This is a genomic window from Paraconexibacter sp., assembly GCF_059438195.1.
In genome coordinates this window covers 63,848-84,790 of sequence record NZ_JBLKKY010000010.1, presented here as the reverse complement: position 1 = coordinate 84,790, position 20,943 = coordinate 63,848, and the positions used below count along the sequence as shown (strand labels likewise).

Here is a 20,943-nt window from a genome sequence, read left to right as displayed (position 1 = left end):
CGGGGCCGGGCGCCCGGGGCGGGCGGGACCGACATCCACGGCCGCATCGCCGCCGGCGTTCCGGGGCCGGGCGTCCGGGACGGGCGGGACCGACATCCACGGCCGCATCGCCGCCGGCGTTCCGGGGCCGGGCGCCCGGGCGGGCGGGCCGGCGTTCCGGGGCCGGGCGCCCGCCCGGCACCCGACCCCGGTTGCGGCGCCCATCTCGGGGCGCCGGTGCCCACCGGCCCTAGAGCGCGACGACTCCGCGCTTGCGGCTTGCGAGGAAGTAGCGCTCGAAGGCGAGCTTCGCCCAGTGCGCTTGAGGCCCGGAGATGACGCGTGCGGTCGGCTCGTGCCCGTCCGCGTAGCGACCGTGCGCGAGCACGTGGTCGGCCTTGAAGATGATCCCGCCGTTGCCGGCGTCGAGCACGCAGATCGCGGAGAGGTCGGAGAGCGGCATGTCCTTGTGCTCGCCGCCCTTGATGTCGGCGACGATGTTGTGCGCCGCGACCTTCGCCATGGTCTCGCTCATCTGACCGGTCTTCGGGACGCCCGCAGGCACCTCGGTGTCCTCGGGCGGTGCGATCGCCGACGCGACGCCGGAGGAGTAGACGTCCTCGAGGTCGGGATGGCGGAAGCGCTCGTCGATCGGGACGAAGCCCATCGGGTTCGCGAGGCCCTCGGCGTCCTTCACGGCGTCGACGCCGGCGAAGGGAGGCACGAACATCGCGTACTTGTAGGGGAGCCGCTCGCCGTTCGCGAGGACGACCTCGTCCGCGGTCACCGAGTCGAGCGCGGTGTTCGGGAACCCGCGGATGCCGAGCCGGTCGAAGAACTTGGTCACCTGCTCACTCGAGTCGCCGACGCCTCCGAGCCCGAAGTGGCCGAGGTAGGGCTCGGCCGAGACGAAGGTGACCGGCGCGACGTCCTCGAGGCCCGCCTTCTTGATGCGGTGGCGGACGTTGAAGAGGAACTCGTACGACGCGCCGAAGCACGAGCCGCCCTGGGCGGTCCCGATGACGACGGGCCCCGGATCCTCGAGGAAGCGGTCCCACGCCTCGCGCGCCATGACCGCGTGGTCGAGGTTGCAGACCGACTGCGTGTAGCCGCCCTCGGGGCCGAGCCCCGGGATCCGCTCGAAGGCGAGGCGAGGTCCGGTCGCGACGAGGAGCTTGTCGTAGGTGACCTCGCGCCCGCCGTCGGTCGTCACGACATGCCCGGCGGTGTCGATCTTCGCGGCGCCCTCGCCCACGAACTCGATGCCCTTGCGCCCGTAGAGCGGGGCGAGCGGGAACGTGACGTCGTCCTTGTCGCGGATGCCGAACGGCAGCCAGATGAGCGACGGGATGAAGGTGAAGTGGTCGCGGGGATCGAGGACGACGATCTCGTGCTCGTCGTCGAGCGCCTTGCGCATCTCGAGTGCGGCGGTCATCCCGGCGAAGCTCGATCCGAGGACGACGACGCGCTGGCGGCTGGTGGACATGTCGGCTGCTCCTTGAGTGGTGTCGCGGCGGGTGCCGAAGGGCGGAGACACAGCGTCGCGCGTCGCGGTCGCTGCGCCATCGGTACTGAGCCGACGTCCCCGCGGGGGACTACGGAGGGCGGCCGCGGAGCCTCCACGACCGCCCTGACGAGGCGTCAGGCGGTGAGCTCCGCCTTGCGCTTGCGCAGCTCCGCGGACATCTCGCGGATCGCCTCGGGCGTGCGCTGAGCGCGGATCGCGCGGCGTCCCATCTCGATCCGGGCGTCCTCGGTCGCGCGCTCGAGCGAGGACTGGAACTCGCCGAGCTCGTCGCCGGCCCGCGAGCGGGCGTCGTGCATCGCGGACCGCAGGCGCTCCGTCGCGCGGTCGAGCTGCTCACGGAGATCGTGCGTCGCCTGCTCCCTCGCGTGATCGATCTCGTCGAGCGCGCGCTGGAGGTGGTCGATCGTGCCGGCGTCCCCGGTCGTGCGGGTCGCCGGGGTCTTCTGCGGGCTGGCCATCGTGGGGCTCCTCTGGGGTGGGGTCAGCTGGGCGTGACGAACGGGTCCGAGGCCGACGCGTCGTAGAGCGCCTCGAAGCGCTCGGCGTGCGCGCGGTAGACGACCTCTCGCTTCACCTTGAGCGTCGGCGTGAGCTCTCCGGCGTCGCCGGTGAACGCGCGCCCGAGGACGGCGAAGCGCTTGATCTGCTCGATCGGCGCGAAGCGCGCGTTCGTCCGCGCGACCTCGGCGGCGAGGACGGCGAGGACGCGCTCGTCGGCGGCGAGCGTCGCGAGGTCGGCCTCGGGCACGCCGGCGGCGCGCGCGAGCGCGGGCGCCTCGTCGGGCTCGAGCGCGAGAAGCGCCACGAGGTACGGGCGGCGGTCGCCGAAGACGACGGCCTCGCCGATGTAGCGCGACTCGCGCAGAGCGGCCTCGATGACGAGCGGCGCGATGTTCTTTCCGCTCGAGGTGATGATGAGCTCCTTCTTGCGGCCGGTGATCCGCAGGTACCCGTCCGCGTCGATCTCACCGACGTCGCCGGTGCGCAGCCAGCCCTCGTCGAGCGTCGCCTCGGTGGCCTCGGGGTTGTCGAGGTACCCGGAGAAGACGCACGGGCCGTGCAGGAGGATCTCGCCGTCGGCGGCGATCCGCACCTCCATGCCGCGAAGTGGCCTGCCGACGGTGCCGACCCGCATCTCGTCCGGGACGTTGAGCGTCGCGGCGGCGCAGGTCTCCGTCAGCCCGTAGCCCTCGAGGACCGGGATCCCGCAGGCGCCGAAGAAGTCGATGACGTCCGGGGCGATCGGCGAGGCGCCGGTGAGCGCGAGCTCGAGACGATCGCCGAAGAGCGCGCGGATCTTCCGCAGCACCATGCGGTCGGCGATCGCGTGCCGCACGCGCAGCGACGCCGACGGCGACTCGGCGTCGCGCATCCGCGCGCCGGTCGTGATCGCGGACCGCGCGACGCGGGCGCGGAGCCCGCCGCCCTCGCCGAGGCGGTCGAGCGCCTGCGCGTGGATCTTCTCGAAGAGCCGGGGCACCGACGGCAGGTGGGTCGGGTTCGCCGCCCGCACGTCGTCGAGCAGGAGCGCCGGGTCACCCCTCCAGTAGGCGATCGTCGCCCCCACGTCGAGCGCGACCATCTGCGCCACGCGTGCGAGGGAGTGGGCGAGCGGGAGGAACATGAACATGACCATGGGCTCGGCGAGCGCGAGGCGCTCCTCATACATCCGCACCGCGGAGAGAACGGCGCGATGCGTGAGGACGCAGCCCTTCGGCGGCCCGGTCGTGCCCGAGGTGTAGATGATCGTCGCGACGTCGTCGGCGGCGATCTCGTCCTGCGCCCGGTGGACGCGCTCACGCTCCGTCACGCCGGCGATGCCGCGCAGCTCGTCGAGCGTGACGACGCCGGGGACGTCCGCGCCCTCGACGACGACGACGTCCTCGAGGAGCGGGCACTGGCTGCGGATCCCCGCGACGAGCTCGGCGTGGCGGCGCGAGCCGCAGACGACCATGCGCGAGCCGGAGTGCTTGAGGATGTACGCGCACTCCTCCGGCGAGCTCGACGCGTAGACCGGGACGACCGCCGCCCCCGCGCTGAGCACGGCGCAGTCGACGAGCGTCCACTCCGGCGAGGTGTCGGCGAAGATCGCGACCCGGTCGCCGGCGTCGATGCCCGCGACGAGGAGGCCCGCGGCGGTCTGCCGGACGAGCTCGCCGAACTCGCCGTAGGTCCAGCTCAGGCTCTTCCCGTCGCGCTCGACGCTCATCGCGACCCCGCTGTGCTCGGCGGTCGTGTCGAGCACCATGCGCCCGAGCGTCGGGGCGCCGACCGATCGCGTGCGCAGGGACGGGGGTGCGGTGACGGTCCTCATGGCTCAGCCCTCCGGGGCGTCGATGACGGCGAGCTGCCGACGCAGGGCGCGGTGCTCCTCGGCGAAGCTGCCGATCGCACGGCGCAGCGCGCGCGGGACCTCCCCGTCGGGGTAGTCCTCCTGACGGTCACGGAGCTCCGCGAGGACCTCCGCGACGCGAGCGGCCCGCAGCGAGACGCGGGCCGGGTCGTTCTCCTCCCCCACGCGAGCCATCAGGCGGCCGCAGGGGTCGTGGGGGTGCCGAGCAGCGTCGCGACCTCGTCGGCGAACGCGGCGACAGCGTTCCAGTCGGTGTACTCGTGATCGCGCGAGGTGTCGATCGACCCGCCGTGGCGGCGGGCGACGGCGCGCATGAGGAAGCGGGTGAAGACGTCGTACTCCCGGTAGCGGAGCGCTCCGGCGACGCTCGCCGTCCGGTCCGGCATCCATCCGGTCTCCTCGAGGACGTCGTCGACGTACCCGCGTACGATCTCCCGCGACTCGGCGTCGTCGTCGGCCGCCATGAGGGACACGCTGAAGAGGGCGGAGGGTCCCGAGGCGATGGCCCAGCGGTTCTGCTTCACCCACTCGTGGACGGCGTCCTGATGGTGCCCGACGTGGACCGAGGCGCCCACGACGACGGCGTCGTAGGCGCTCGGATCGGTGGACGGGTCGGCGCCGACGTCGGCGAGGTCGGCCTCGAGGCCGCACTCGCGGAGCCGGTCGGCGATGCGGTGCGCGATCTTCGCGGTCTGGCCGTGGGTCGTCGCGAAGGCGAGCAGGACGGAGGGCATGGGGCGCACGATCTCGTGCCGCGACCGGCGCGGCATCGGTGCAGCACCGCCGTCGCATCCGTGGAGACCACTGAGCCGCGGCGCTCACGGGTCCTCGGTCGTCTCCTCCGCGTGCTCCGCCGCCTTGCGCCGGTGCTCGCCGGCGTCGGGCCGCTCCTCGTAGAGCGCCTCGAGGCGCGCGATGATCTCGTCGGCCTCGCCGGTGACGCGCGTCCCGTCGTCGAGGACGAGGACGGGGATCTCGTCGGTGTCCACCGCCGCGCGCATCTCGGCGCGGTCGTCGCCGTCGGCGGCGACCTGCCGCGCGACGAAGGGGACGCCCAGCTCGGTGAGCCGCTGGCGGACGGCGTGGGAGTACGGGCACCACTCGGCCTGGTAGAGCTCGATCATGCCCGTGCTGTACCCGCGCACCGCGTCGCGATGCGCGGACCGGCGGCTCAGCTCAGCGCAGGCCGACGCGGGAGGCGAGCGCGGCCTTCGGGAGCGCCCCGACGATGCGGTCGGACTCGTGCCCGCTTCGGACGACGACGATCGTCGGCACCGACTGGACCCCGAAGCGCTGCGCGAGCACGGGCTCCGCGTCGATGTCGACCTTCACGATCTTCACGGCGCCGGCGTGCTCGGCGGCGATCTGCTCGAGGACGGGCGCGACCATGCGACAGGGGCCGCACCAGCTCGCGTGGAAGTCGACGAGCACGGGCACCGACGCGGCGACCTCGGCGTCGAAGCCGCCCGTCGTGGCGTCGACGAGCCAGGGGAGCTTCGCGTGGCAGCGCCCGCACGCCGGCGTGCCGGAGGGCGTGGGGTTGAGCCGGTTGCGCTGACCGCACGACGGGCACGTCGTGATCGGCGCCGACGGGCGCGCGGCGCGCGCGTGCGTGCTCACGAGGCCACCTCGTCCGCGGACTCGCCGAGGTGCCGGACGAGGTCGCTGTCGGCGAGGACCCCGAGCGCGGGGCCGTCCTCCGTGTCGGTGACGAGGACGTGGCTCACCTTCGCGCCGATGCAGACGTCGATCGCCTCGCGGAGCGTCGCGCCCGGCCGGATCGTCGCGGGCGCCTCGGTGACGGCGTCGCGCGCCCGGGCCCCGGCCCACTCGCCGAGATGGCTGTGGAGCATGCCGCGCGCGGTGATCCAGCCGAGCGGCTTCTCGTCGACGACGAGGACCGCGTGGACGTCGTGGGTGGCCATCGCGCGCGCGGCGAGGGAGAGCGGCGCGTCGGCGGGCAGCGTGACGACGCCCGCGCGCATCACCTCGCGGACGGGGCGGTCGAGACGCTGCGCGGATTTCATCGGGACGGTCGAGAGCATGTGGGCGGGTCTCCTCGGAGGGTGTTCGCGGGCAGCATCGTCGACCGCGCGTCGCCCGCCATCCGGTCGCTGCCCGGCGGCGTGTCCGTAGGAGTCCGCAGCCTCGACGGACGGCCGCGCTCACTTCGCGTTCGCCGGCTCCTTCGGCTGCAGGAACGGCTCGCGTCCCTCGGGCTGTCCCGCCTCGATCTCGCGGCCGCGCTCGACCTCGGCGTCGAACTCGGCGCCGAGGAGGATCGCGAGGTTCGAGACCCACAGCCAGACGAGGAACACGACGGCGCCGCCGAGCGCCCCGTAGGTCTTGTTGTAGGACCCGAAGTTCGCGACGTAGAACGCGAACCCCGCGGAGGCGATGATGAGGACGACGACGCCGACGGCCGCGCCGGGGGTGAGCCAGCGCCACCCGGGATGCCGGACGTTGGGCGCCGCCCAGTAGAGGAGCGCGAACATCGCGACGACGACGGCGAGGATGACCGGCCACTTGGCGATGCCCCACACGGTGACGGCCGTCGACCCGAGGCCCATGATGTCGCCGACCTGCTCGGCGAGCGGCCCGGTGACCGCGACCCCGATCGCGACGGCGACGAGCATGAGGAGAAGGGCGACGGTCGTGAGGACCCGGGTCCCGAGCGTCCGCCACAGCGGCCGCCCCTCCTCCACCTCGTACATCGCGTTGGAGGCGCGCATGAACGCCGCGACGTAGCCGGACGCCGACCAGAGCGCGGTCGCGAGGGCGGCGACGAAGAGGACTCCGGCGGTGCCCTGGCTGCCCTGGAGGTTCCCCACGGCGTCGACGAGGATCTCGCGCGCCGGGCCGGGCGCGAGCTCGGTGATGTTGTCGATGAGGGTCTCCGTCGCGGAGGTGCCGAGGAGCCCCACGATCGAGACCATCGCGAGGATGGCGGGGAAGATCGAGAGGATGCCGTAGTAGGTGAGCGCCGCCGCCCAGTCGGTGATCCCGTCCTCGCGGGCCTCGCTCCACGTGCGCTTCAGGATGGCCTTCCACGAGCGTCCCGCGAGGTCCGTCGGCTTGCGGGGGAGGCGGGAGTGATGCGTTCCGCGTGCCATGCCCGCCCCCCGTCAGCCGCGTCTCGCGATGCGCCAGACGACGAAGCCGGCGACGACGAGCCCGGCGACGACGAGGACGGGGGGGCCGCCGGCCTTCGACGCCGCCTCGTCGACGCGCGTCTTCGCCTCGTCGACGCGTGCCTTCGCGTGCGCCTTCACGTCGGCCTTCTCGGCGAGGGCGGCGACCGTGTCGCCCAGCTCCTCGCGCGTGTGCTCGATGTCGTCCCGGATGTCGTGCGGGGACCGCGCGCCCTGGCCGCTCACGACGCGCTCCGCGCTCGCTGCGCGCTGCTCTTCGCCCATCGGACGTCCTCCTTCGTGCTGTCGATCGCCTGCTCGGGCACGAGCGGCGCCGCCTTCTCGACGCGGCCCTTGCCGACGAGCGCGAGGACCCCCGCGACGAGCGCGTAGACGCCGCCCACGATGAGCGCGCCGAGCCACGCGTCGAGGAACGTCGCGAGGCCGAGGATCGCGGCGGCGGTGAGCGCGCCGAGCGCGAAGAGCCCGAAGAGGCTCGCGCCGCCGAACATCCCGGCGCCGATCCCCGCGCGCTTGCCCTTCTCGGTGAGCTCGGCCTGCGCGAGCTCGATCTCCTTGCGGACGAGGTCGCTCGTCTGACGGCTCAGATCCTTGGTGAGGTCGCCGATCGAGCGCTCGTCCGGCGCGCCGTTGCCGGTCGCCATCTCGCTGCTCCTTTCTCGCGGTCGGCCCGGCGGTGCCCGGAGTCCGCGGACCCGATGCGCGGCGTCGCGTCCGCTGGCGCGCCGGCGTCAGCTCGAGGTCGCGCCGTCGCGGCCCGTGGCGGCCTCGAGGACGCGCATCGCGTCGACGGAGATCTTCACGCCCTTGCCGACGCAGAACACCGCCACGAGCAGCAGGACCGACGCGATGAGGAGGCTGAGGAGCGACATGAGCCCGGCCGCGACGACGCCGAGGAGGCCGCGGATGAACCAGCCGCGGGCCGCCCGGCGGAGCACGATCGCCTCCGCCTCGGCCTCGCGGCGGCGCTGCTCGTCTCGTGTCCCCCGGCGGCGGGCCATCGCGGGGAGTCTGCCACCGCCGCGGAGCGGGCGGGCGTCAGGCGGCGGCGAGCCCGAGCGGGACGTCGGGGACGATCTCCCCGGTCCAGTCGAAGCGTCGCAGCTCGACGGCGCGGTCTCCGCGGCGCGCCTCGACGACGATGCCCCAGGTGCGCTCGTGGACGAGGACGACGGCCCCCGGATGCCGGTGCCGGAGGTCGAGGATGTCCCGCGCCTGCTGATGAGTGAGCTCCCGCTCCACGAGATGCTCATCGGCACCTGCGCGCCGGTCCTGGAGAGCCGGCCGCCCGAACCGGGGGATCAGCCGACGGTGCGGGCGAGGAGCCCCTGGAAGGACGCGGTCGCCTCCCGCAGCTGCGGCGAGTCGCCGCGCTCGACGAACTCGAGCACGAGCCCCTGGATGCTCGCGAGGATGAGGATCTCGGTCGCCTCTCGCGGATCCTCGAGCTCCCGGCCGCTCTCCAACGCGGCGTCGAGCCGCGCGGCGATCCGGCGCCGGAGGCCGTCGGTGAAGTGGCTGGCCGCCCGCGCGAGCGCCGGGTTCGTCGCCGCCTCGGCCCGGATCCCGAGCCACGCGACCACGAGCGCCGGGTCGTTCGTCATCCCCTTCCACATCGTCTCGAACCCCGTGACGGCGATGTCGCCGGGCTCGTCGAGGCCCACGACCGACTCGTCGATCTGCCGCAGGAGGCGGCGACCGAGATGGAGGACGACGTGCTCGAAGAGCCCCTCGCGCGAGCTGAAGTAGTAGAGGACGGCGCGCTTCGGGAGGTCCGCCTCGTCGGCGACCCGCTGGAGCGAGGTCCCGGCGTAGCCGTCGCGGGCGAGGCAGCGCAGCGCGGCGTCGACGATCTCGGCCGCGCGCCGCTCGCCCTTCCGCGTGAGACCCCCGTCGGCCCGCATGGGGCGCAGCGTACCGACCGCTGGACAAGAACGCACCGATCGGTACATTTCTTCTCGTGACCAGCGTACGCCCGGTTCCGCTCGACGTCCGGCACCCCGCACCGGGGATCGCGCGGTTCACCGTGCCCCTCCTCTTCCCCTCGCCCGACCACCTCCACGTCCACGTCCTCGACACGCCCGAGGGGCCGCTCGTCGTCGACACGGGCTGCGTCGGCTCGGAGGAGGGCCTCGACGCGGGCCTCGACGCGCTCGGCGTCGAGTCGCCGCAGGTCCTCATCACGCACGCGCACATCGACCACTGGGGCCTCGCGACGCGCATCACGGACCGCATCCTCGCCCACGACGGGATCGAGGAGGCGCTGGCGCTCGCCTCGGGCGCGCGGGCGCCCCGCGTCCGCTATCCCGGGCTTCCCGATCCCGACGTGATGCACGAGGCGTTCCGGTCGTACTCGAGCCTCCACGAGGGCGTGCCGCGTGTCTCCGCGCTGCACGACGGCGACCGCATCGGGGAGTGGGTCGTCCTCCACACGCCCGGCCACGACTCCGTCCACATCTCGCTCCTGCGCGAACGCGACGGGGTGCTCCTCTGCGGCGACCTCCTCCTCCCCGGCTTCACCCCGAACATCCAGCCGCACTGGGACGAGGACGCCGACAGCCTCGACGACTTCCTGCGCTCGCTCGACCGCATCGCCGAGCTGCCGATCTCCGCCGTCCTCCCCGCGCACGGCGAGCCCTACGCGGACGCCGCGGGCCGCGCGCGCGAGCTGCGCGAGCACCACGCCCGGCGCCTCGAGCGCCTGCTCGCCGCGCTCGAGCACGGGCCGCAGGACACGGCCGCGCTGCGCGACGCGGCGTTCGGCGAGCATCACGCCTCGGCGGCCGACCGGCTGCTCGCCGCGCTCGAGACCCACGCGCACCTCGACCACCTCCGGCGCCGCGCCGAGGTGAGCCTCACGCCCGACGAGCGCTGGGCGCTCGCCGCCTGAGCGCGGCCGAGAGCCGGCGGGTCCGCGTCAGCCGGCGACGAGGCGCTCGCGGAGGTCGACGAGGTCCGCCTCGTCGAATCCGTGGGCGTCGAGCCACTCGAAGGGACCGCCGTGGACGTCGTCGAGCAGCTCGAAGACGCGCTCCATGGTGCCCGGGCGGGGGGCGTGGATCTGCGCGTCGTCGACGCGGATCTCGGCGGCGTACGTCGGAGAGGCGGCGAGCCGGGCGACGATCGCCTCGATGTTGCTCGCCGTCGCGATGTAGTCGGCGGCGATCGCCTCGCGCTCGACGCCCGCGACGGCGAGCGCGAGGGCGACGACGACGCCGGTGCGGTCCTTGCCGGCGGCGCAGTGGACGAGGGTCGCCCCCTCGGTCCGCGCGATCGTGCGCAGGGCGCCGACGATCGAGTCGGGGCGGCGCTCGAGGTACCCGAGGTAGGCGCGCACGGTCGGCGTCTCGTCGGGGAGGTCGGCGCCGTGGCCGTCGCCCCACGGGATGACGGTCGTGAGATCGAGGTCGGTCCCGCCCCCCGTCTCGGGGTAGAGGGAGCGGTGCTCGATCCGCACCCGGGGCTCGTGCTCGAGCGGCCCGGGCCCCTCCGAGCGCAGCTCGAAGCCGGTCCGCAGGTCGACGACCGAGCGGACGCCGATGCGGTCGACGAGCGTCTCGACGTCGGCCGGCGTGAGGTCCTGGAGGTTGTCGGAGCGCACGAGGACGCCGGGCGCGACGTGTCCACCGGCGACGAGAGGCAGGCCGCCGACGTCCCGGGCGTTCACTGCGCCGTCGAGGTGGATCGTCGTCGTCGGGCGGATGGAGCGCACGCACCCAGGGTAGTCGCTGGCCGTCGCCGGCCCGTGAAGACCCCGTGGCCCGCCGACAGAACGGCGACAGCGCATGCACTTGCGCATCCTCTGCGCCGTGGGCGATGATCGCGGGCATGCGCACGACGCTCCTCGCCCTCGCCGCCTCGGCCGCCGCCCTCCTCGTCGCCGCCCCGGCCGCGACGGCCACGATCGTGCCGGGACAGGGCATGGCCGGCGCGGCGCTCGGGATGTCGAAGGACGAGGTGCGCGACGTCCTCGGCAGCCCGACGGAGTCCCGGACGAAGCGCGACGACTTCGGCCGCGTCACCCGCTGGTACTTCAAGGGACCCAAGATCCACGTCCTCTTCCGCGCCGGCGAGGACGGGATGCAGGCGACCTCGTTCCTCACCCGGCGCGGCGTGACCCGCACCGAGGAGGGCAGCGGCGTCGGGACCTCGTCCTCGGCCCTGCGACGCCGCCACGAGGGGATCGTCTGCGAGCGCTACCCGGGCGTCGACCGCCGGTCGTGCCACCTCGGGGACTTCCTCCCCGGTGAGACGGTCACCGACTTCCGCCTCGGCCGCAGCGGCCGCGTCGGCAGCGTCGTCATCGGCTACGTCATCGACTGACGCTCCCGCCCGCCGAACCGGATTCCTGGTGCGCCATGACGCCCACGGAATCCGGTTCGACCGCTCGCGGGACCGCTCAGCCGACGATGCAGCGGTAGCTCGCCGTCGCCGCGACCGCCTGCGAGGCGACTGCGCCGTCCTCGGCGACCGTGACGTACTCCGTCGACTCCGGCAGGTCGGGGAGCGGATCGGGCAGGTTGAGGCCGGCCTGCACGGAGACGTCCGAGGCCATCTCGCCGGCCCCGAGGTTCACGTTGTCGAGCGTCCGCGCGAAGGCGAGCTCGCTCGCCGACGGGAGGTGACGGCCCGCCTGACCGCACACCGCCGACGCCGTCGCCCAGTCGGCCGCGTCACGCGGCGTCGTCTCGATGCACGCGTCGCCCGCCTGCGTCGTCCCCTCCGGGCACGAGCCGCCGCCCTGCTGGCCGGCGGCGATGATCTGCGCCGCCGTGAGGCCGCCGACCTTCTTCGCGTCGGCGCTCGCCTCGGCGATGATCTCGGAGGCCTGCTTGTTGTCGAGGCGGTCGGCGTTGAGCCCGATGGCGATCGCGGTCGCGTTGGTGATGAAGGGCGCCGCGTTCGGCTTGGGCGTGAGGAGGCTGTTCCCGGCCTGGATGATGCCTCCGATCGGGCCGGTGTCGAACACGAAGTCGAACGCCTTGCCGCCCGAGAGGTTGTTGACGCGGATGCACGGCGTCGAGACGTCGGGATCGAAGATGTTCGGCTGCAGCGACGAGCGGCAGCCGTAGATCGCTCCGCCGCCGGCGCCCTTGTTCGACTGGCGCGTCCCGTAGGTGCCGCGCGCCGTCTCGGCGATGATCTCGGTCTCCTTCTTGGCCTCGACGCTCTGCCCGCCGCTCGGATTGCGCTCACCGAGCTCGATCGGCGCCGCGAAAGCGACCGCCGGCACCGTGGCGAGCGCGATCCCGGCGGCGACCGCGGTTGTCCGTGATGACGTGAAGATCTTCATATACCGATCGCAACTACCGTCACGACCGAGGGTTGCGGTGCCGCGCCCGGTTCCGGAGCGGCATCCGGGCTTCGGAACCGGGACGGACGGGGCCCCGGCCGCCACCGGGGTCCCCTCCGTCCTGGACGCACAACGTCGCAGACGATCCCCGTCCAGCTCGATCGGCCCTGGGGGGAGAACAGCCTGTCCGTTCGGGAGAGAACGGATCGCGACTGCGCCATGGCTGTCGCGCACGCGCCGGCCGCGCGCGTCAAGATCGGCCCATGAGCGTCGTCAAGATCAACGCGATCGAGGTCGCGCCGGGCATGGGCCCGGCGCTCGAGGAGCGCTTCGCGAAGCGCGCGACCGAGGTCGAATCCATGCCGGGCTTCGAGAGCTTCGAGCTGCTGCGCCCCGTCGAGGGCGAGGACCGGTACTTCGTCTACACGCGCTGGGAGAGCGAGGAGGCGTTCCGCGCCTGGGTCGAGAGCCCTCAGTTCACGCGCGGGCACGCGCAGGCCGCGCAGAGCTCCGGAGGCCCGGTCGCCACCGGCTCGAGCCTCCTCGCGTTCGAGGTCGTCGAGCGCACCGAGCACACGCCGGCGGACTGATCGCGCGAGCGCTCGCGCGCCACTTGCAATCGCGATTCGCGACGCGTTAGGTTCGGTCCAAGCGCGACCGGGGACGGAGAGGGCGCAGGACCTGAGGGCGAGGCCGCCCTCGGGGTATCCCGCCGTCCCCGGCCTGCGCCTCCATGCGCCGCCCGCGCCGTCGGGACCCGTCAGTCCCGGTCGTCGAGCCAGCGGGCGCGCTCGAGCGCGTCGGCGATCGCGATGCCTGCGATCTCCGAGCCCTTCGCGGTGAGGTGGATCCCGTCGTCGGCGCGGACCTTCACGACCTCGCCGCGGTAGGCGATCTTCTCGCGGTAGGCGCCGTCGGGCGTGAAGAGGGCGTGGAGGTCGAGGACGCGGACGTTCTCGCGCTCGGCGGCCGCCGCGCCGACGGCGGTGTTGATCGCCCGCGTGAAGCGCGCGCGTCGCGGGTCCCGGGGGATGGGCAGCGTGAGCCACAGCACGCGTCCTCGTCCCTCGCGGGCGTAGATCGTCATGAGCCCCCGGACGCGGCGGGCGTACTCGGCGGCCCACGGCGCGTCGCAGCAGCGGATGCCGTCCTCCCCGCCCGGGAACGCGTAGCCGTCGTTCGCACCGACCGTCACGACCGTGACGTCCGGCCGGTGCTCCTTCACCTGGCGACGGGCGAGCGTCGCCCACCTGCTGCGACCGGGGGTCGAGATCCCGCGGCCGGGGTGCGAGTCGCTGCGGACCCGCCCCGCCGACCCCAGGATGTCGGCGAGCACGCCGTCGAAGCCCTGGCTCGTCGAGTCCCCCGTGACGAGGACGAGCGGCCCGCGGCGACGCGGCCGCAGCCGCGAGGAGCCGACCGCGACGTACTCGGCGAGACGGTGGTCGGCGATCTCGATCGCGACGCGGAGCTGGCCGTCGCGGCGGACGCGGAAGCGCTTCGTCATCCCGCGGCTCGTCGGGGGCACATCGACGAGGCGGCAGCGGCGCCGGGTGTTCACGCGCGCCCCGCTCACGCACAGCTGCACCGGCGTGCCGAGCCGCCAGCGGTCGACGAGCCGGACGCTGACGACCTCGCCGCGGCGCGCGCGTCGAGGGACGTGGATGGCGACCCGGTTCGCGCACGACGGCGTGCGGATGTCGAACTCGTGGAACGTCGGCTCGGGCTCGCCGGGGGCGGTGGCCGCCGCGGCGAAGCGCCGGACGACGCGATCGCATCTCCAGGTCTCGGCGGCGGACTGGACCGCGATGCCGCGCCGGTCGGCGGAGACCGTGCCCAGCTGGCGGGGACGCCCCCCCTCGATCTCCGCGAATGCGACGACCGAGCCCTGCACACCGGAGAAGAACATGTCGAGCTGGCCCGCGTTCTCCTGCGAGACGGCGAAGGTCCGCCCCTCGAAGGGCAGCTGGGCGCTGGCCGCGGGCGGCCCGGCCAGGACGGCCGCGACGAGGGCCGCGACGGCGAAGACGAGTCGACGACGCACCGACGCGACGCTAACGGGCGTCGACGCGGCGCGTCGCAGTCGGAGGTGACCATGACGCGATCGGAGGTTCGGCCACCGCGCAGACGAAAGCTCCCGCTCGAGGCTCGGGGGTGGCACCATTGAGCGCGATGCCGTCGTACGTCAGCCTCGTGTCCGGCGCCGTCGGGCTGAGCCTGGTCCTCGCGGTCCTCGCCCCGGCCCCGCGCATCGCGCTCCACCGCGCGGCCGCCGCCTGCCGGCTGCTCATGCTCGGCGGGATCGCCGCGCTCGTCGTCGCAGCCGCGATGCCGGCCTTCGACGTCTGGTACCCCGCGATCGCGGTCTCGGGAGCGGCGCTCGTCCTGTGGTTCACGATGTTCTGGCTCGCGCGGCAGCCCGCGCTGTGGGAGTCGAGCACGCGCGAGGAGGCGGACCGCAGCGACGGCGACGACGACTCCGACGGCGGAGGCGGAGGCGGCCCGCCGCACGACCCCCGACCCGACCCGGACCGCGGCTCCGGGCCGTCGGAGCCGCTCCTCGACTGGGACGCGTTCGACCGCGAGCGCCGAGGCTGGGAGCGCGACCGCACGCCGGTCGGCGCCTGACGGCCCCGCGCTCAGCGCATGAGCCGGCGCTCGAGCGTGAGCCCGGCGGCGGACAGGAGCAGCAGCGTGCCCGCGCCGAGCGCGCCGATCGCCAGCGCCGGCGAGAGCGTGTAGAACGCCGGATCGAACCCGGTCACCGCCCCGATCTCCTGGGACAGGCTGCCGTCGAGCCCGATCGTCGACCCGAGCCCGGCCTGCGCCCAGCGCGAGATCGTGAGGTTCGCGAGCGCCTGCATCGGCTCGAACATCGACGCGTACGGGATCACCGCGCCGGCGAGCAGGAGCTGCGGGATGAGCAGGAGCGGCACCGAGCTCGTCGCCTGGTCCGTCGTGCGGACCGCGGCCGACAGCCAGAGCCCCGTCGCCGTCGCCGCCCACGCGCACACGACGCAGACGAGGTAGACCTGGACGTCCGTCGCGACGCCCTGCCCCAGGGGCTGGAGCGCGAGCACAGCGAAGACGAGGAGCGCGACCTGGAGCGCGACGAGCGGGAAGAGGACCGCGCACTTCGCGACGAGGTAGGCGTCGAGCCGCACGCCGACCGCCGTCTCGCGCTCGACGATCGCCCGCTCCCGCACGATCTCGCGGCAGCCCGCGATGATCCCGAGCCAGATGCTCCCGGTGAGGAGCAGGAAGCAGAGCATGACGGCGTAGTAGTCGCCGAGCGTGGCGTCGTCGATGATCCCGGGAGGGAGCGCGAGCCCGATGCCGATCCCGATGATCGGGGCCTGGCCGATGAGGATCGCGAGGAGCCTCCGGTCGCGGAGCATGCAGAGGCGGTAGCGCGACGCGAGTGCCTTCGCCTGCGCGCCGAGGGGCGGGATCGCGACCTCGCGGTCGCGCCGGGCACGCGGCGGGGCGACGGGCGCGGGGACGGCGGCCGCCGGCTCGGCGTCCTCGTCGTCGGCGACGAAGCCGAGCGCCTCGTAGACCTCGTCGTAGCTGGAGACCGCGAAGCGCGTGAGCATCTCCTGCGGCGACCCGACGAAGCGCAGCTCGCCGCCCGGCGCCAGCACCGCGACCGTGTCGCAGAGGCCGAGGCTGCTCGTCGCGTGCGTGGCGACCATGACGCCGCGGCCCTCGTCGGCGAGCCGGCGCAGCAGCCGCATCATCCGCGCCTCGAGGACGACGTCGAGGCCGGTCGCCGGCTCGTCGAGGAGGAGGACGGGTGGGCGGCCGACGAGCTCGGCGCCGCACGAGACGCGCCGTCGCTGACCGTCGGAGAGGTCCGCGATCCGCGTGTCGGCGCGGTCGACCATGTGGAGCTCCTCGAGCACCTCGTCGGCGCGAGCGTCGAGCTCGCGAGCGTCGCGGACCGACGGGAGGCGCAGCTCCGCGGCGTACCTCAGCGCCTCTCGCACGGTGAGCTCGGGGTGCAGGAGCGTCCCGAACGGCACGTAGCCGACGTCGATCGATCGCAGCCGGACCGGCTCGCCGCCGAGGGCGACCGTCCCCTCCACCGGCTCGATGACGCCGGCGAGCGCCCGGAGGAGCGTCGACTTCCCGGAGCCGCTCGGCCCGATGACCCCGACGAGCTTGCCGACCGGGACGTCGATGCTCGCGCGCTGGAGGATGACCTGGCCGCCGGCGACGACCGTCACGTCGCGCGCCTCGAGCCCCTCCGCCGCGACGGCGACCTGCTCCCTCTCCTCGAGCACGCGCATAGCCTCGCGCATCCGCGGCCCGCGCGTCGCGATCCCCCTTCCGCCGCCCCGAGTGAAGTTGACGCCTGCGTCACCTTTGCGCCGCCGGCCGTGCTCGTCCGCTACCTTCACACGATGTCGAACGCTCGTGACCTCCGCGTCGTCATCATCGGCGCGGGCTTCGGGGGGATCGGCGCCGCGGTCGAGCTGCGGCGTCACGGGATCCGCGACGTGACGATCCTCGATCGCGCCTCCGCGATCGGCGGCACGTGGCACCACAACACCTACCCCGGGGCGGCCTGCGACGTCCCGAGCCACCTCTACTCGTACTCGTGGGCGACGCGGCGCGACTGGTCGCGCCTCTGCTCCCCGCAGCCGGAGATCCTCGAGTACCTGCACGGCGTCGCGCGGGAGCGCGGCATCGACGAGCTCTTCGTCGGTGACACGGAGGTCGAGTCGTGCCGGTGGGACGACGAGACGCGCTCGTGGACCGTCTCGAGCGGCGACGGCCGCGTCTGGGAGGCCGACGCGATCATCATCGCGACCGGCCAGCTCCACCGCGCCTCGTACCCGCGGCTCGAGGGCCTCGACGACTTCGCCGGGCACAGCTTCCACTCCGCCGAGTGGGATCACGACTACGACCTCCGCGGCAAGCGCGTCGCCGTCGTCGGGACGGGCGCGAGCGCCGTCCAGTTCGTCCCGGAGATCGCGAAGGAGGTCGCGCACCTCGACGTCTACCAGCGCTCGGGCAACTGGTTCATGCCCCGCAAGAACCGCGCCTATCCCGCGCCGGTGAAGTGGGCGCTCGAGCACGTGCCCGGCCTCCAGGCGTTCCGGCGCCGGTTCGTCTACCACTACGGCGAGTTCCTCACGCGGATGATCCGCCACCCGAAGACGTGGGGCCGCCTCGGCCGCATCCGCTCCGAGCTCTTCATGCGCTGGCAGCTCCGCGACCCCGAGCTGCGCCGCAAGGTGTGGCCGGACTACACCTTCGGCTGCAAGCGCGTGCTCTTCAGCTCGCACTGGCTGCCCGCGCTCCAGCGTCCGAACGTGTCGCTCCACACCGAGCGCGTCGCCCGTCTCGTCCCCGAGGGCGTCGAGACCTCCGACGGCGTCGTCCACCCCGCCGACTGCCTCATCTGGGGCACCGGCTTCAAGACGACCGACTTCATGTTCCCCATGGAGGTGACGGGCCGGGACGGGCTGTCCCTGCGCGACGCGTGGGCCGAGGGCCCGCACGCCCACCTCGGCATGACGGTCCCGGGCTTCCCGTCGCTGTTCGTCATGTACGGGCCGAACACGAACACCTCGGGCGGCTCGATCATCGTCTACCTCGAGGCGCAGGCCCGCTACATCCGCGCCGCCCTCCAGGAGGTGCGCGACCGTGACGCCGCCGCGATCGAGGTCCGGCCCGAGGTCGAGGCCGCGAGCGACCGGGCGGTGCAGGCGCGGTTCCCCGGGACGGCGTGGACCCAGTGCGACTCGTGGTACCGCGACGCGTCGGGGCGCATCGTCACGAACTGGCCGGGCTACATGGTCGAGTACGAGGAGCTCACCCGCGAGCTCGCCCCCGAGGAGTACGTCTTCCATCCGCTGCCCGACCGGGAGCCGGCCGCGGCGTAGGACGACCGGCGACACTCGGGGCGGCGCGTCCCGTCACGCCCGCGACGCAGCGCCGTCGCGCCGCGGCGGGAACGCGAGGGAGATGCGCGCACCGCCGAGCGGCGACTCCCCGACGTCGATCCGCGCCCCGTGGTGCCGGGCCTGCTGGGCGACGAGCGCGAGGCCGAGGCCCGAGCCCGGCCGGTCGCCGCCCGAGAGGCGGTGGAACGGCTCGAAGACGCGCTCGCGCTCGGCCTCGGGGATCCCCGGCCCGTCGTCGTCGACGACGAGCTGCGGCCCGCGGTCGGCGCCGCCGGCCTCGACCGCGATGGCGACGGTCCCTCCGGGCCGCCCGTGCCGCACCGCGTTCTCGGCGAGGTTCTCGACGACGAGGCGCAGCCCCGGCTCCCACCCGTCGATGTCGACGCCCTCGTCGGGGACGGCGACCTCGAGCGTCGCCTCGGGGTGGCGCTGGCGCACCCGCGCCGCGGCGATGTCGGCGACCTCCGCGAGGTCGACGTGCCCGTGCTCGACGGGCGCCGCGTCTCCCCGGGCGAGGGCCTGCAGCCCGTCGAGCAGCTCGACGAGCCGGCGCTGCTCCTCGAGGGCGTCCGCGGCGAGCTGCGTGCGCTGCTCGTCGTCGAGCTCGGGGTGGCGCGCGATGATCGAGAGCGTCGCCTGGACGCTCGTGAGCGGCGTGCGCAGCTCGTGGCCGGCGTCGGCGGCGAACCGCCGGGTCGCCTCGAACGCCCGGTTGCGCTCGCGGACGCTCTCGGCGATGCGGCCGAGCGTCGCGTTGAAGCTCCGGGCGAGCGACTGCAGCTCGGCCGCCCCCTCGACGGGGAGTCGCCGCTCGAGATGCTCGTCGGTGACGATCTCGCTCGTGGCCTCGCGCAGCCGGCGCAGCGGCCGCAGGACGAAGTCGGCCGCGAGCCAGGTCCCGACGCCGGCGACGAGGAGCATCGCGAGGCCGATCGCGAGAAGCCGGGCGCGCCGGTCGGACACCCGCTCCTCCAGCGGGGCGAGCCGCGTCGCCGCCTCGATCCGCGCGAGGCCGCCGAGCTCCTCGTCGTCGAGCGTCTTGGCGAAGATGCGGATCTCCTCGCCGTCGACGGTGCGCGTCGAGAAGCCGAGCGGAGCGGGCTCGCGAAGCGGCACGGCGAGGCCGGAGCGCAGGACGATCGTCTCGCCGATCGAGATCCGCAGCGAGCTGCCGGTCGCCCGCAGGACGGCGTCGAGCCGCTCGTCGACGTCGGGGAGCGCCTCCTCGACCGCCGCGAGGGCGGCGGTGTCGGAGAGCTCGGCGGTGCGCACGAGGCGGTCGTCGAGGTCGTCGCGCTCGGAGCGCTCGACGCCGCGGGCGACGAGGACGCCGCCGATCGCGAGGACGAGGGCGAGGACGAGGACGACGCCGGCGGTGAGCCGACCGCGGAGACCCGAGGCGGGAACGCGCACGGCGTGAGGCTCTCAGACCCGCAGCACGAAGCCGACGCCCCGGACGGTGTGGAGCACGCGCGGCTCGCCCCCCGCCTCGAGCTTGCGGCGGACGTAGCCGACGAACACGTCGGCGATGTTCGTCCCGGGGTCGAACGTGTAGCCCCAGACCTCCTCGTGGAGGCGGGCGCGGTCGAGGATCTCCCCGGGGTGGCGCATGAAGAGCTCGAGGAGCGCGAACTCCCGCTTCGTGAGGCCGAGGTCGCGGCCGCTGCGGCGCGCGGTGAACGCGTCGGGGTCGAGCTCGATGTCCCCGGCGACGAGGGTTCCGTCGGCGGTCGACGGGCGCCGGCGCAGCAGCGCGCCGAGACGGGCGACGACCTCCTCGAGCGCGAACGGCTTCACGACGTAGTCGTCGGCTCCGCTCTGCAGGCCGGTGACGCGATCGTCGAGGTCGTCGCGGGCCGAGAGGATGCAGACGGGGACGTCGTCCCCCGCGTCGCGGATCCGCCGGAGGACCTCGAGGCCGTCGAGGTCGGGCATCGTGAGGTCGAGGAGCACCGCGTCGGGCTGGACCTGCTCGACGGCGGCGAGCGCCGCCCGCCCGCCGGAGGCCGCGACGACCTCGAACCCCTCGAGGTCGAGGCCCATCCCCAGGGTGCGCCGGATCGCCTCGTCGTCGTCGACGAGGAGGATGACCGGGCGGCGGCCGCCGTCGGGGCGGCCGTCACTCATCGTCGGCTCTTCTCGCCGCCTCTCCCCTTGCGGGGCCGATCGTCGCTGTCGCTCGCACGTCGCCGCACACGTTCGCAGTCGTCGCCGACGTCATCCTCGCGGTCGGCCTGGACGCGGTCGCGGCCGCTCCCGCACCGGATGCGGTCGCGCTCACCGTCACGGGAGTCGATGCTGTCGTCGCCGTCGCCGCCGACGATGACGTCGCGACCGTCGCCGCCGACGAGGCGGTCGTCGCCGGAGCCGCCGAGGAGCGTGTCTTCGCCATCGCCGCCGTAGAGGCGGTCGTCGCCGGAGTCCCCGGCGAGGAGGTCGTCGCCATTCCCGGCCGAGAGCCGGTCGCGACCGCGACCGCCGATGAGCCGGTCGTCGTCGTCGCCGCCGTAGAGCCGATCGTTGCCCGAGCGACCGCGCAGGACGTCCTCCCCGCCGCGACCCGAGAGGACGTCGGCGCGCGACGTGCCGGTGAGGCGGTCGTCGCCTGAGTCGCCGAGTCGCTTCGCGGCGGTCGCGACCGGAGCCGCGAGGAGGAGCGCCACGAGGACGGCGATGACGGAGCTGGCGCGGGGCATCTCGACGAAAGATGGACGAGAGCGACC

26 protein-coding genes are annotated in these 20,943 nt (G+C 73.9%); 5 read left to right on the top strand and 21 right to left on the bottom strand.

All coding sequences use genetic code 11. From position 1 onward, the window contains the following. Positions 1-229: 229 nt before the first annotated feature. The 14 genes from ACME2J_RS05790 to ACME2J_RS05725 form a co-directional block, all read right to left on the bottom strand. A complete protein-coding gene (locus ACME2J_RS05790) occupies positions 230-1,465 on the bottom strand; it encodes an NAD(P)/FAD-dependent oxidoreductase (protein ID WP_495543935.1) in 1,236 nt (411 codons plus the stop codon). A gap of 155 nt (positions 1,466-1,620) precedes the next feature. Continuing rightward, complete coding sequence (locus ACME2J_RS05785) at positions 1,621-1,965, bottom strand: hypothetical protein (RefSeq protein WP_495543934.1); 345 nt, start codon at positions 1,963-1,965, stop codon at positions 1,621-1,623. A 23-nt stretch (positions 1,966-1,988) separates the two neighbouring features. Continuing rightward, entirely contained in the window at positions 1,989-3,821 is a 1,833-nt protein-coding gene (locus tag ACME2J_RS05780) for an AMP-dependent synthetase/ligase (RefSeq protein WP_495543933.1), read from the bottom strand. A 3-nt stretch (positions 3,822-3,824) separates the two neighbouring features. Continuing rightward, the gene (locus ACME2J_RS05775) at positions 3,825-4,034 is read right to left on the bottom strand and encodes a hypothetical protein (protein ID WP_495543932.1); all 210 of its coding nucleotides are present in this window, start codon (positions 4,032-4,034) and stop codon (positions 3,825-3,827) included. After that, complete coding sequence (locus ACME2J_RS05770; RefSeq protein WP_495543931.1) at positions 4,034-4,594, bottom strand: flavodoxin domain-containing protein; 561 nt, start codon at positions 4,592-4,594, stop codon at positions 4,034-4,036. The genes ACME2J_RS05775 and ACME2J_RS05770 overlap by 1 nt, the downstream gene beginning before the upstream one ends. An 84-nt stretch (positions 4,595-4,678) precedes the next feature. Next, on the bottom strand, positions 4,679-4,984 hold the full coding sequence (locus tag ACME2J_RS05765) for a glutaredoxin family protein (protein WP_495543930.1): 306 nt from the start codon (positions 4,982-4,984) through the stop codon (positions 4,679-4,681). Between the two features lie 52 nt (positions 4,985-5,036). Further along, the gene (trxA, locus tag ACME2J_RS05760) at positions 5,037-5,480 is read right to left on the bottom strand and encodes a thioredoxin (protein WP_495543929.1); all 444 of its coding nucleotides are present in this window, start codon (positions 5,478-5,480) and stop codon (positions 5,037-5,039) included. Further along, positions 5,477-5,905, bottom strand: a complete 429-nt coding sequence (locus ACME2J_RS05755) for a CBS domain-containing protein (protein ID WP_495543928.1) — start codon at positions 5,903-5,905, stop codon at positions 5,477-5,479. The genes trxA and ACME2J_RS05755 overlap by 4 nt, the downstream gene beginning before the upstream one ends. A gap of 120 nt (positions 5,906-6,025) precedes the next feature. Beyond that, the gene (locus tag ACME2J_RS05750; protein ID WP_495543927.1) at positions 6,026-6,973 is read right to left on the bottom strand and encodes a YihY/virulence factor BrkB family protein; all 948 of its coding nucleotides are present in this window, start codon (positions 6,971-6,973) and stop codon (positions 6,026-6,028) included. A 12-nt stretch (positions 6,974-6,985) separates the two neighbouring features. Further along, a complete protein-coding gene (locus ACME2J_RS05745) occupies positions 6,986-7,276 on the bottom strand; it encodes a DUF3618 domain-containing protein (RefSeq protein ID WP_495543926.1) in 291 nt (96 codons plus the stop codon). Beyond that, on the bottom strand, positions 7,234-7,656 hold the full coding sequence (locus ACME2J_RS05740) for a phage holin family protein (RefSeq protein ID WP_495543925.1): 423 nt from the start codon (positions 7,654-7,656) through the stop codon (positions 7,234-7,236). Before ACME2J_RS05740 ends, ACME2J_RS05745 begins: the two co-directional genes overlap by 43 nt. Before the next feature lie 87 nt (positions 7,657-7,743). Further along, positions 7,744-8,013, bottom strand: a complete 270-nt coding sequence (locus ACME2J_RS05735; RefSeq protein ID WP_495543924.1) for a hypothetical protein — start codon at positions 8,011-8,013, stop codon at positions 7,744-7,746. A 37-nt stretch (positions 8,014-8,050) separates the two neighbouring features. Next, positions 8,051-8,254: a hypothetical protein gene (locus ACME2J_RS05730; RefSeq protein ID WP_495543923.1), complete on the bottom strand. Its 204-nt coding sequence runs from the start codon at positions 8,252-8,254 to the stop codon at positions 8,051-8,053. A 59-nt stretch (positions 8,255-8,313) separates the two neighbouring features. Continuing rightward, complete coding sequence (locus ACME2J_RS05725; RefSeq protein ID WP_495543922.1) at positions 8,314-8,916, bottom strand: TetR/AcrR family transcriptional regulator; 603 nt, start codon at positions 8,914-8,916, stop codon at positions 8,314-8,316. Between the two features lie 56 nt (positions 8,917-8,972). Between ACME2J_RS05725 and ACME2J_RS05720 the strand changes: the two genes are divergently transcribed. Beyond that, a complete protein-coding gene (locus ACME2J_RS05720) occupies positions 8,973-9,902 on the top strand; it encodes an MBL fold metallo-hydrolase (RefSeq protein WP_495543921.1) in 930 nt (309 codons plus the stop codon). Positions 9,903-9,929: 27 nt separating this feature from the next. On the opposite strand, the gene ACME2J_RS05715 is transcribed toward ACME2J_RS05720, so the two are convergent. Next, on the bottom strand, positions 9,930-10,724 hold the full coding sequence (locus ACME2J_RS05715; RefSeq protein WP_495543920.1) for a tyrosine-protein phosphatase: 795 nt from the start codon (positions 10,722-10,724) through the stop codon (positions 9,930-9,932). Positions 10,725-10,840: 116 nt separating this feature from the next. Between ACME2J_RS05715 and ACME2J_RS05710 the strand changes: the two genes are divergently transcribed. Continuing rightward, on the top strand, positions 10,841-11,335 hold the full coding sequence (locus ACME2J_RS05710; protein WP_495543919.1) for a hypothetical protein: 495 nt from the start codon (positions 10,841-10,843) through the stop codon (positions 11,333-11,335). Between the two features lie 76 nt (positions 11,336-11,411). Here ACME2J_RS05710 and ACME2J_RS05705 read toward each other — a convergent pair whose 3' ends face one another. Beyond that, positions 11,412-12,305 (bottom strand): hypothetical protein, encoded by an 894-nt coding sequence (locus ACME2J_RS05705; RefSeq protein WP_495543918.1) that lies wholly within the window; start codon positions 12,303-12,305, stop codon positions 11,412-11,414. 263 nt (positions 12,306-12,568) lie between these two features. On the opposite strand from ACME2J_RS05705, the gene ACME2J_RS05700 reads away from it, so the two are divergent. Then, positions 12,569-12,895 (top strand): antibiotic biosynthesis monooxygenase family protein, encoded by a 327-nt coding sequence (locus ACME2J_RS05700; RefSeq protein WP_495543917.1) that lies wholly within the window; start codon positions 12,569-12,571, stop codon positions 12,893-12,895. Between the two features lie 170 nt (positions 12,896-13,065). On the opposite strand, the gene ACME2J_RS05695 is transcribed toward ACME2J_RS05700, so the two are convergent. After that, the gene (locus tag ACME2J_RS05695) at positions 13,066-14,349 is read right to left on the bottom strand and encodes a DUF459 domain-containing protein (protein WP_495543916.1); all 1,284 of its coding nucleotides are present in this window, start codon (positions 14,347-14,349) and stop codon (positions 13,066-13,068) included. Positions 14,350-14,477: 128 nt separating this feature from the next. On the opposite strand from ACME2J_RS05695, the gene ACME2J_RS05690 reads away from it, so the two are divergent. Beyond that, positions 14,478-14,933, top strand: coding sequence for a hypothetical protein (locus tag ACME2J_RS05690; protein ID WP_495543915.1), 456 nt, complete (start codon positions 14,478-14,480; stop codon positions 14,931-14,933). Between the two features lie 11 nt (positions 14,934-14,944). Here the strand turns inward: ACME2J_RS05690 and ACME2J_RS05685 are convergent, their stop codons facing one another. Further along, complete coding sequence (locus tag ACME2J_RS05685) at positions 14,945-16,591, bottom strand: ABC transporter ATP-binding protein/permease (protein WP_495543914.1); 1,647 nt, start codon at positions 16,589-16,591, stop codon at positions 14,945-14,947. A gap of 120 nt (positions 16,592-16,711) precedes the next feature. On the opposite strand from ACME2J_RS05685, the gene ACME2J_RS05680 reads away from it, so the two are divergent. Further along, positions 16,712-18,199 (top strand): flavin-containing monooxygenase, encoded by a 1,488-nt coding sequence (locus tag ACME2J_RS05680; protein WP_495543913.1) that lies wholly within the window; start codon positions 16,712-16,714, stop codon positions 18,197-18,199. A 33-nt stretch (positions 18,200-18,232) separates the two neighbouring features. Here the strand turns inward: ACME2J_RS05680 and ACME2J_RS05675 are convergent, their stop codons facing one another. From ACME2J_RS05675 to ACME2J_RS05665, 3 genes are read right to left on the bottom strand one after another with little or no spacing between them, the layout of a single operon-like run. After that, on the bottom strand, positions 18,233-19,633 hold the full coding sequence (locus ACME2J_RS05675) for a HAMP domain-containing sensor histidine kinase (protein WP_495543912.1): 1,401 nt from the start codon (positions 19,631-19,633) through the stop codon (positions 18,233-18,235). Between the two features lie 12 nt (positions 19,634-19,645). Beyond that, a complete protein-coding gene (locus ACME2J_RS05670) occupies positions 19,646-20,347 on the bottom strand; it encodes a response regulator transcription factor (protein ID WP_495543911.1) in 702 nt (233 codons plus the stop codon). Next, the gene (locus tag ACME2J_RS05665; RefSeq protein WP_495543910.1) at positions 20,344-20,916 is read right to left on the bottom strand and encodes a calcium-binding protein; all 573 of its coding nucleotides are present in this window, start codon (positions 20,914-20,916) and stop codon (positions 20,344-20,346) included. The genes ACME2J_RS05670 and ACME2J_RS05665 overlap by 4 nt, the downstream gene beginning before the upstream one ends. Between the last annotated feature and the right edge of the window lie 27 nt (positions 20,917-20,943).

Coding starts and splice junctions, on each gene's coding strand:
- ACME2J_RS05790 (WP_495543935.1), bottom strand. CDS start 1,465: ATGTCCACCAGCCGCCAGCGCGTCGTCGTCCTCGGATCGAGCTTCGCC.
- ACME2J_RS05785 (WP_495543934.1), bottom strand. CDS start 1,965: ATGGCCAGCCCGCAGAAGACCCCGGCGACCCGCACGACCGGGGACGCC.
- ACME2J_RS05780 (WP_495543933.1), bottom strand. CDS start 3,821: ATGAGGACCGTCACCGCACCCCCGTCCCTGCGCACGCGATCGGTCGGC.
- ACME2J_RS05775 (WP_495543932.1), bottom strand. CDS start 4,034: ATGGCTCGCGTGGGGGAGGAGAACGACCCGGCCCGCGTCTCGCTGCGG.
- ACME2J_RS05770 (WP_495543931.1), bottom strand. CDS start 4,594: ATGCCCTCCGTCCTGCTCGCCTTCGCGACGACCCACGGCCAGACCGCG.
- ACME2J_RS05765 (WP_495543930.1), bottom strand. CDS start 4,984: ATGATCGAGCTCTACCAGGCCGAGTGGTGCCCGTACTCCCACGCCGTC.
- ACME2J_RS05755 (WP_495543928.1), bottom strand. CDS start 5,905: ATGCTCTCGACCGTCCCGATGAAATCCGCGCAGCGTCTCGACCGCCCC.
- ACME2J_RS05750 (WP_495543927.1), bottom strand. CDS start 6,973: ATGGCACGCGGAACGCATCACTCCCGCCTCCCCCGCAAGCCGACGGAC.
- ACME2J_RS05745 (WP_495543926.1), bottom strand. CDS start 7,276: ATGGGCGAAGAGCAGCGCGCAGCGAGCGCGGAGCGCGTCGTGAGCGGC.
- ACME2J_RS05740 (WP_495543925.1), bottom strand. CDS start 7,656: ATGGCGACCGGCAACGGCGCGCCGGACGAGCGCTCGATCGGCGACCTC.
- ACME2J_RS05735 (WP_495543924.1), bottom strand. CDS start 8,013: ATGGCCCGCCGCCGGGGGACACGAGACGAGCAGCGCCGCCGCGAGGCC.
- ACME2J_RS05725 (WP_495543922.1), bottom strand. CDS start 8,916: ATGCGGGCCGACGGGGGTCTCACGCGGAAGGGCGAGCGGCGCGCGGCC.
- ACME2J_RS05710 (WP_495543919.1), top strand. CDS start 10,841: ATGCGCACGACGCTCCTCGCCCTCGCCGCCTCGGCCGCCGCCCTCCTC.
- ACME2J_RS05705 (WP_495543918.1), bottom strand. CDS start 12,305: ATGAAGATCTTCACGTCATCACGGACAACCGCGGTCGCCGCCGGGATC.
- ACME2J_RS05700 (WP_495543917.1), top strand. CDS start 12,569: ATGAGCGTCGTCAAGATCAACGCGATCGAGGTCGCGCCGGGCATGGGC.
- ACME2J_RS05690 (WP_495543915.1), top strand. CDS start 14,478: ATGCCGTCGTACGTCAGCCTCGTGTCCGGCGCCGTCGGGCTGAGCCTG.
- ACME2J_RS05680 (WP_495543913.1), top strand. CDS start 16,712: ATGTCGAACGCTCGTGACCTCCGCGTCGTCATCATCGGCGCGGGCTTC.
- ACME2J_RS05670 (WP_495543911.1), bottom strand. CDS start 20,347: ATGAGTGACGGCCGCCCCGACGGCGGCCGCCGCCCGGTCATCCTCCTC.
- ACME2J_RS05665 (WP_495543910.1), bottom strand. CDS start 20,916: ATGCCCCGCGCCAGCTCCGTCATCGCCGTCCTCGTGGCGCTCCTCCTC.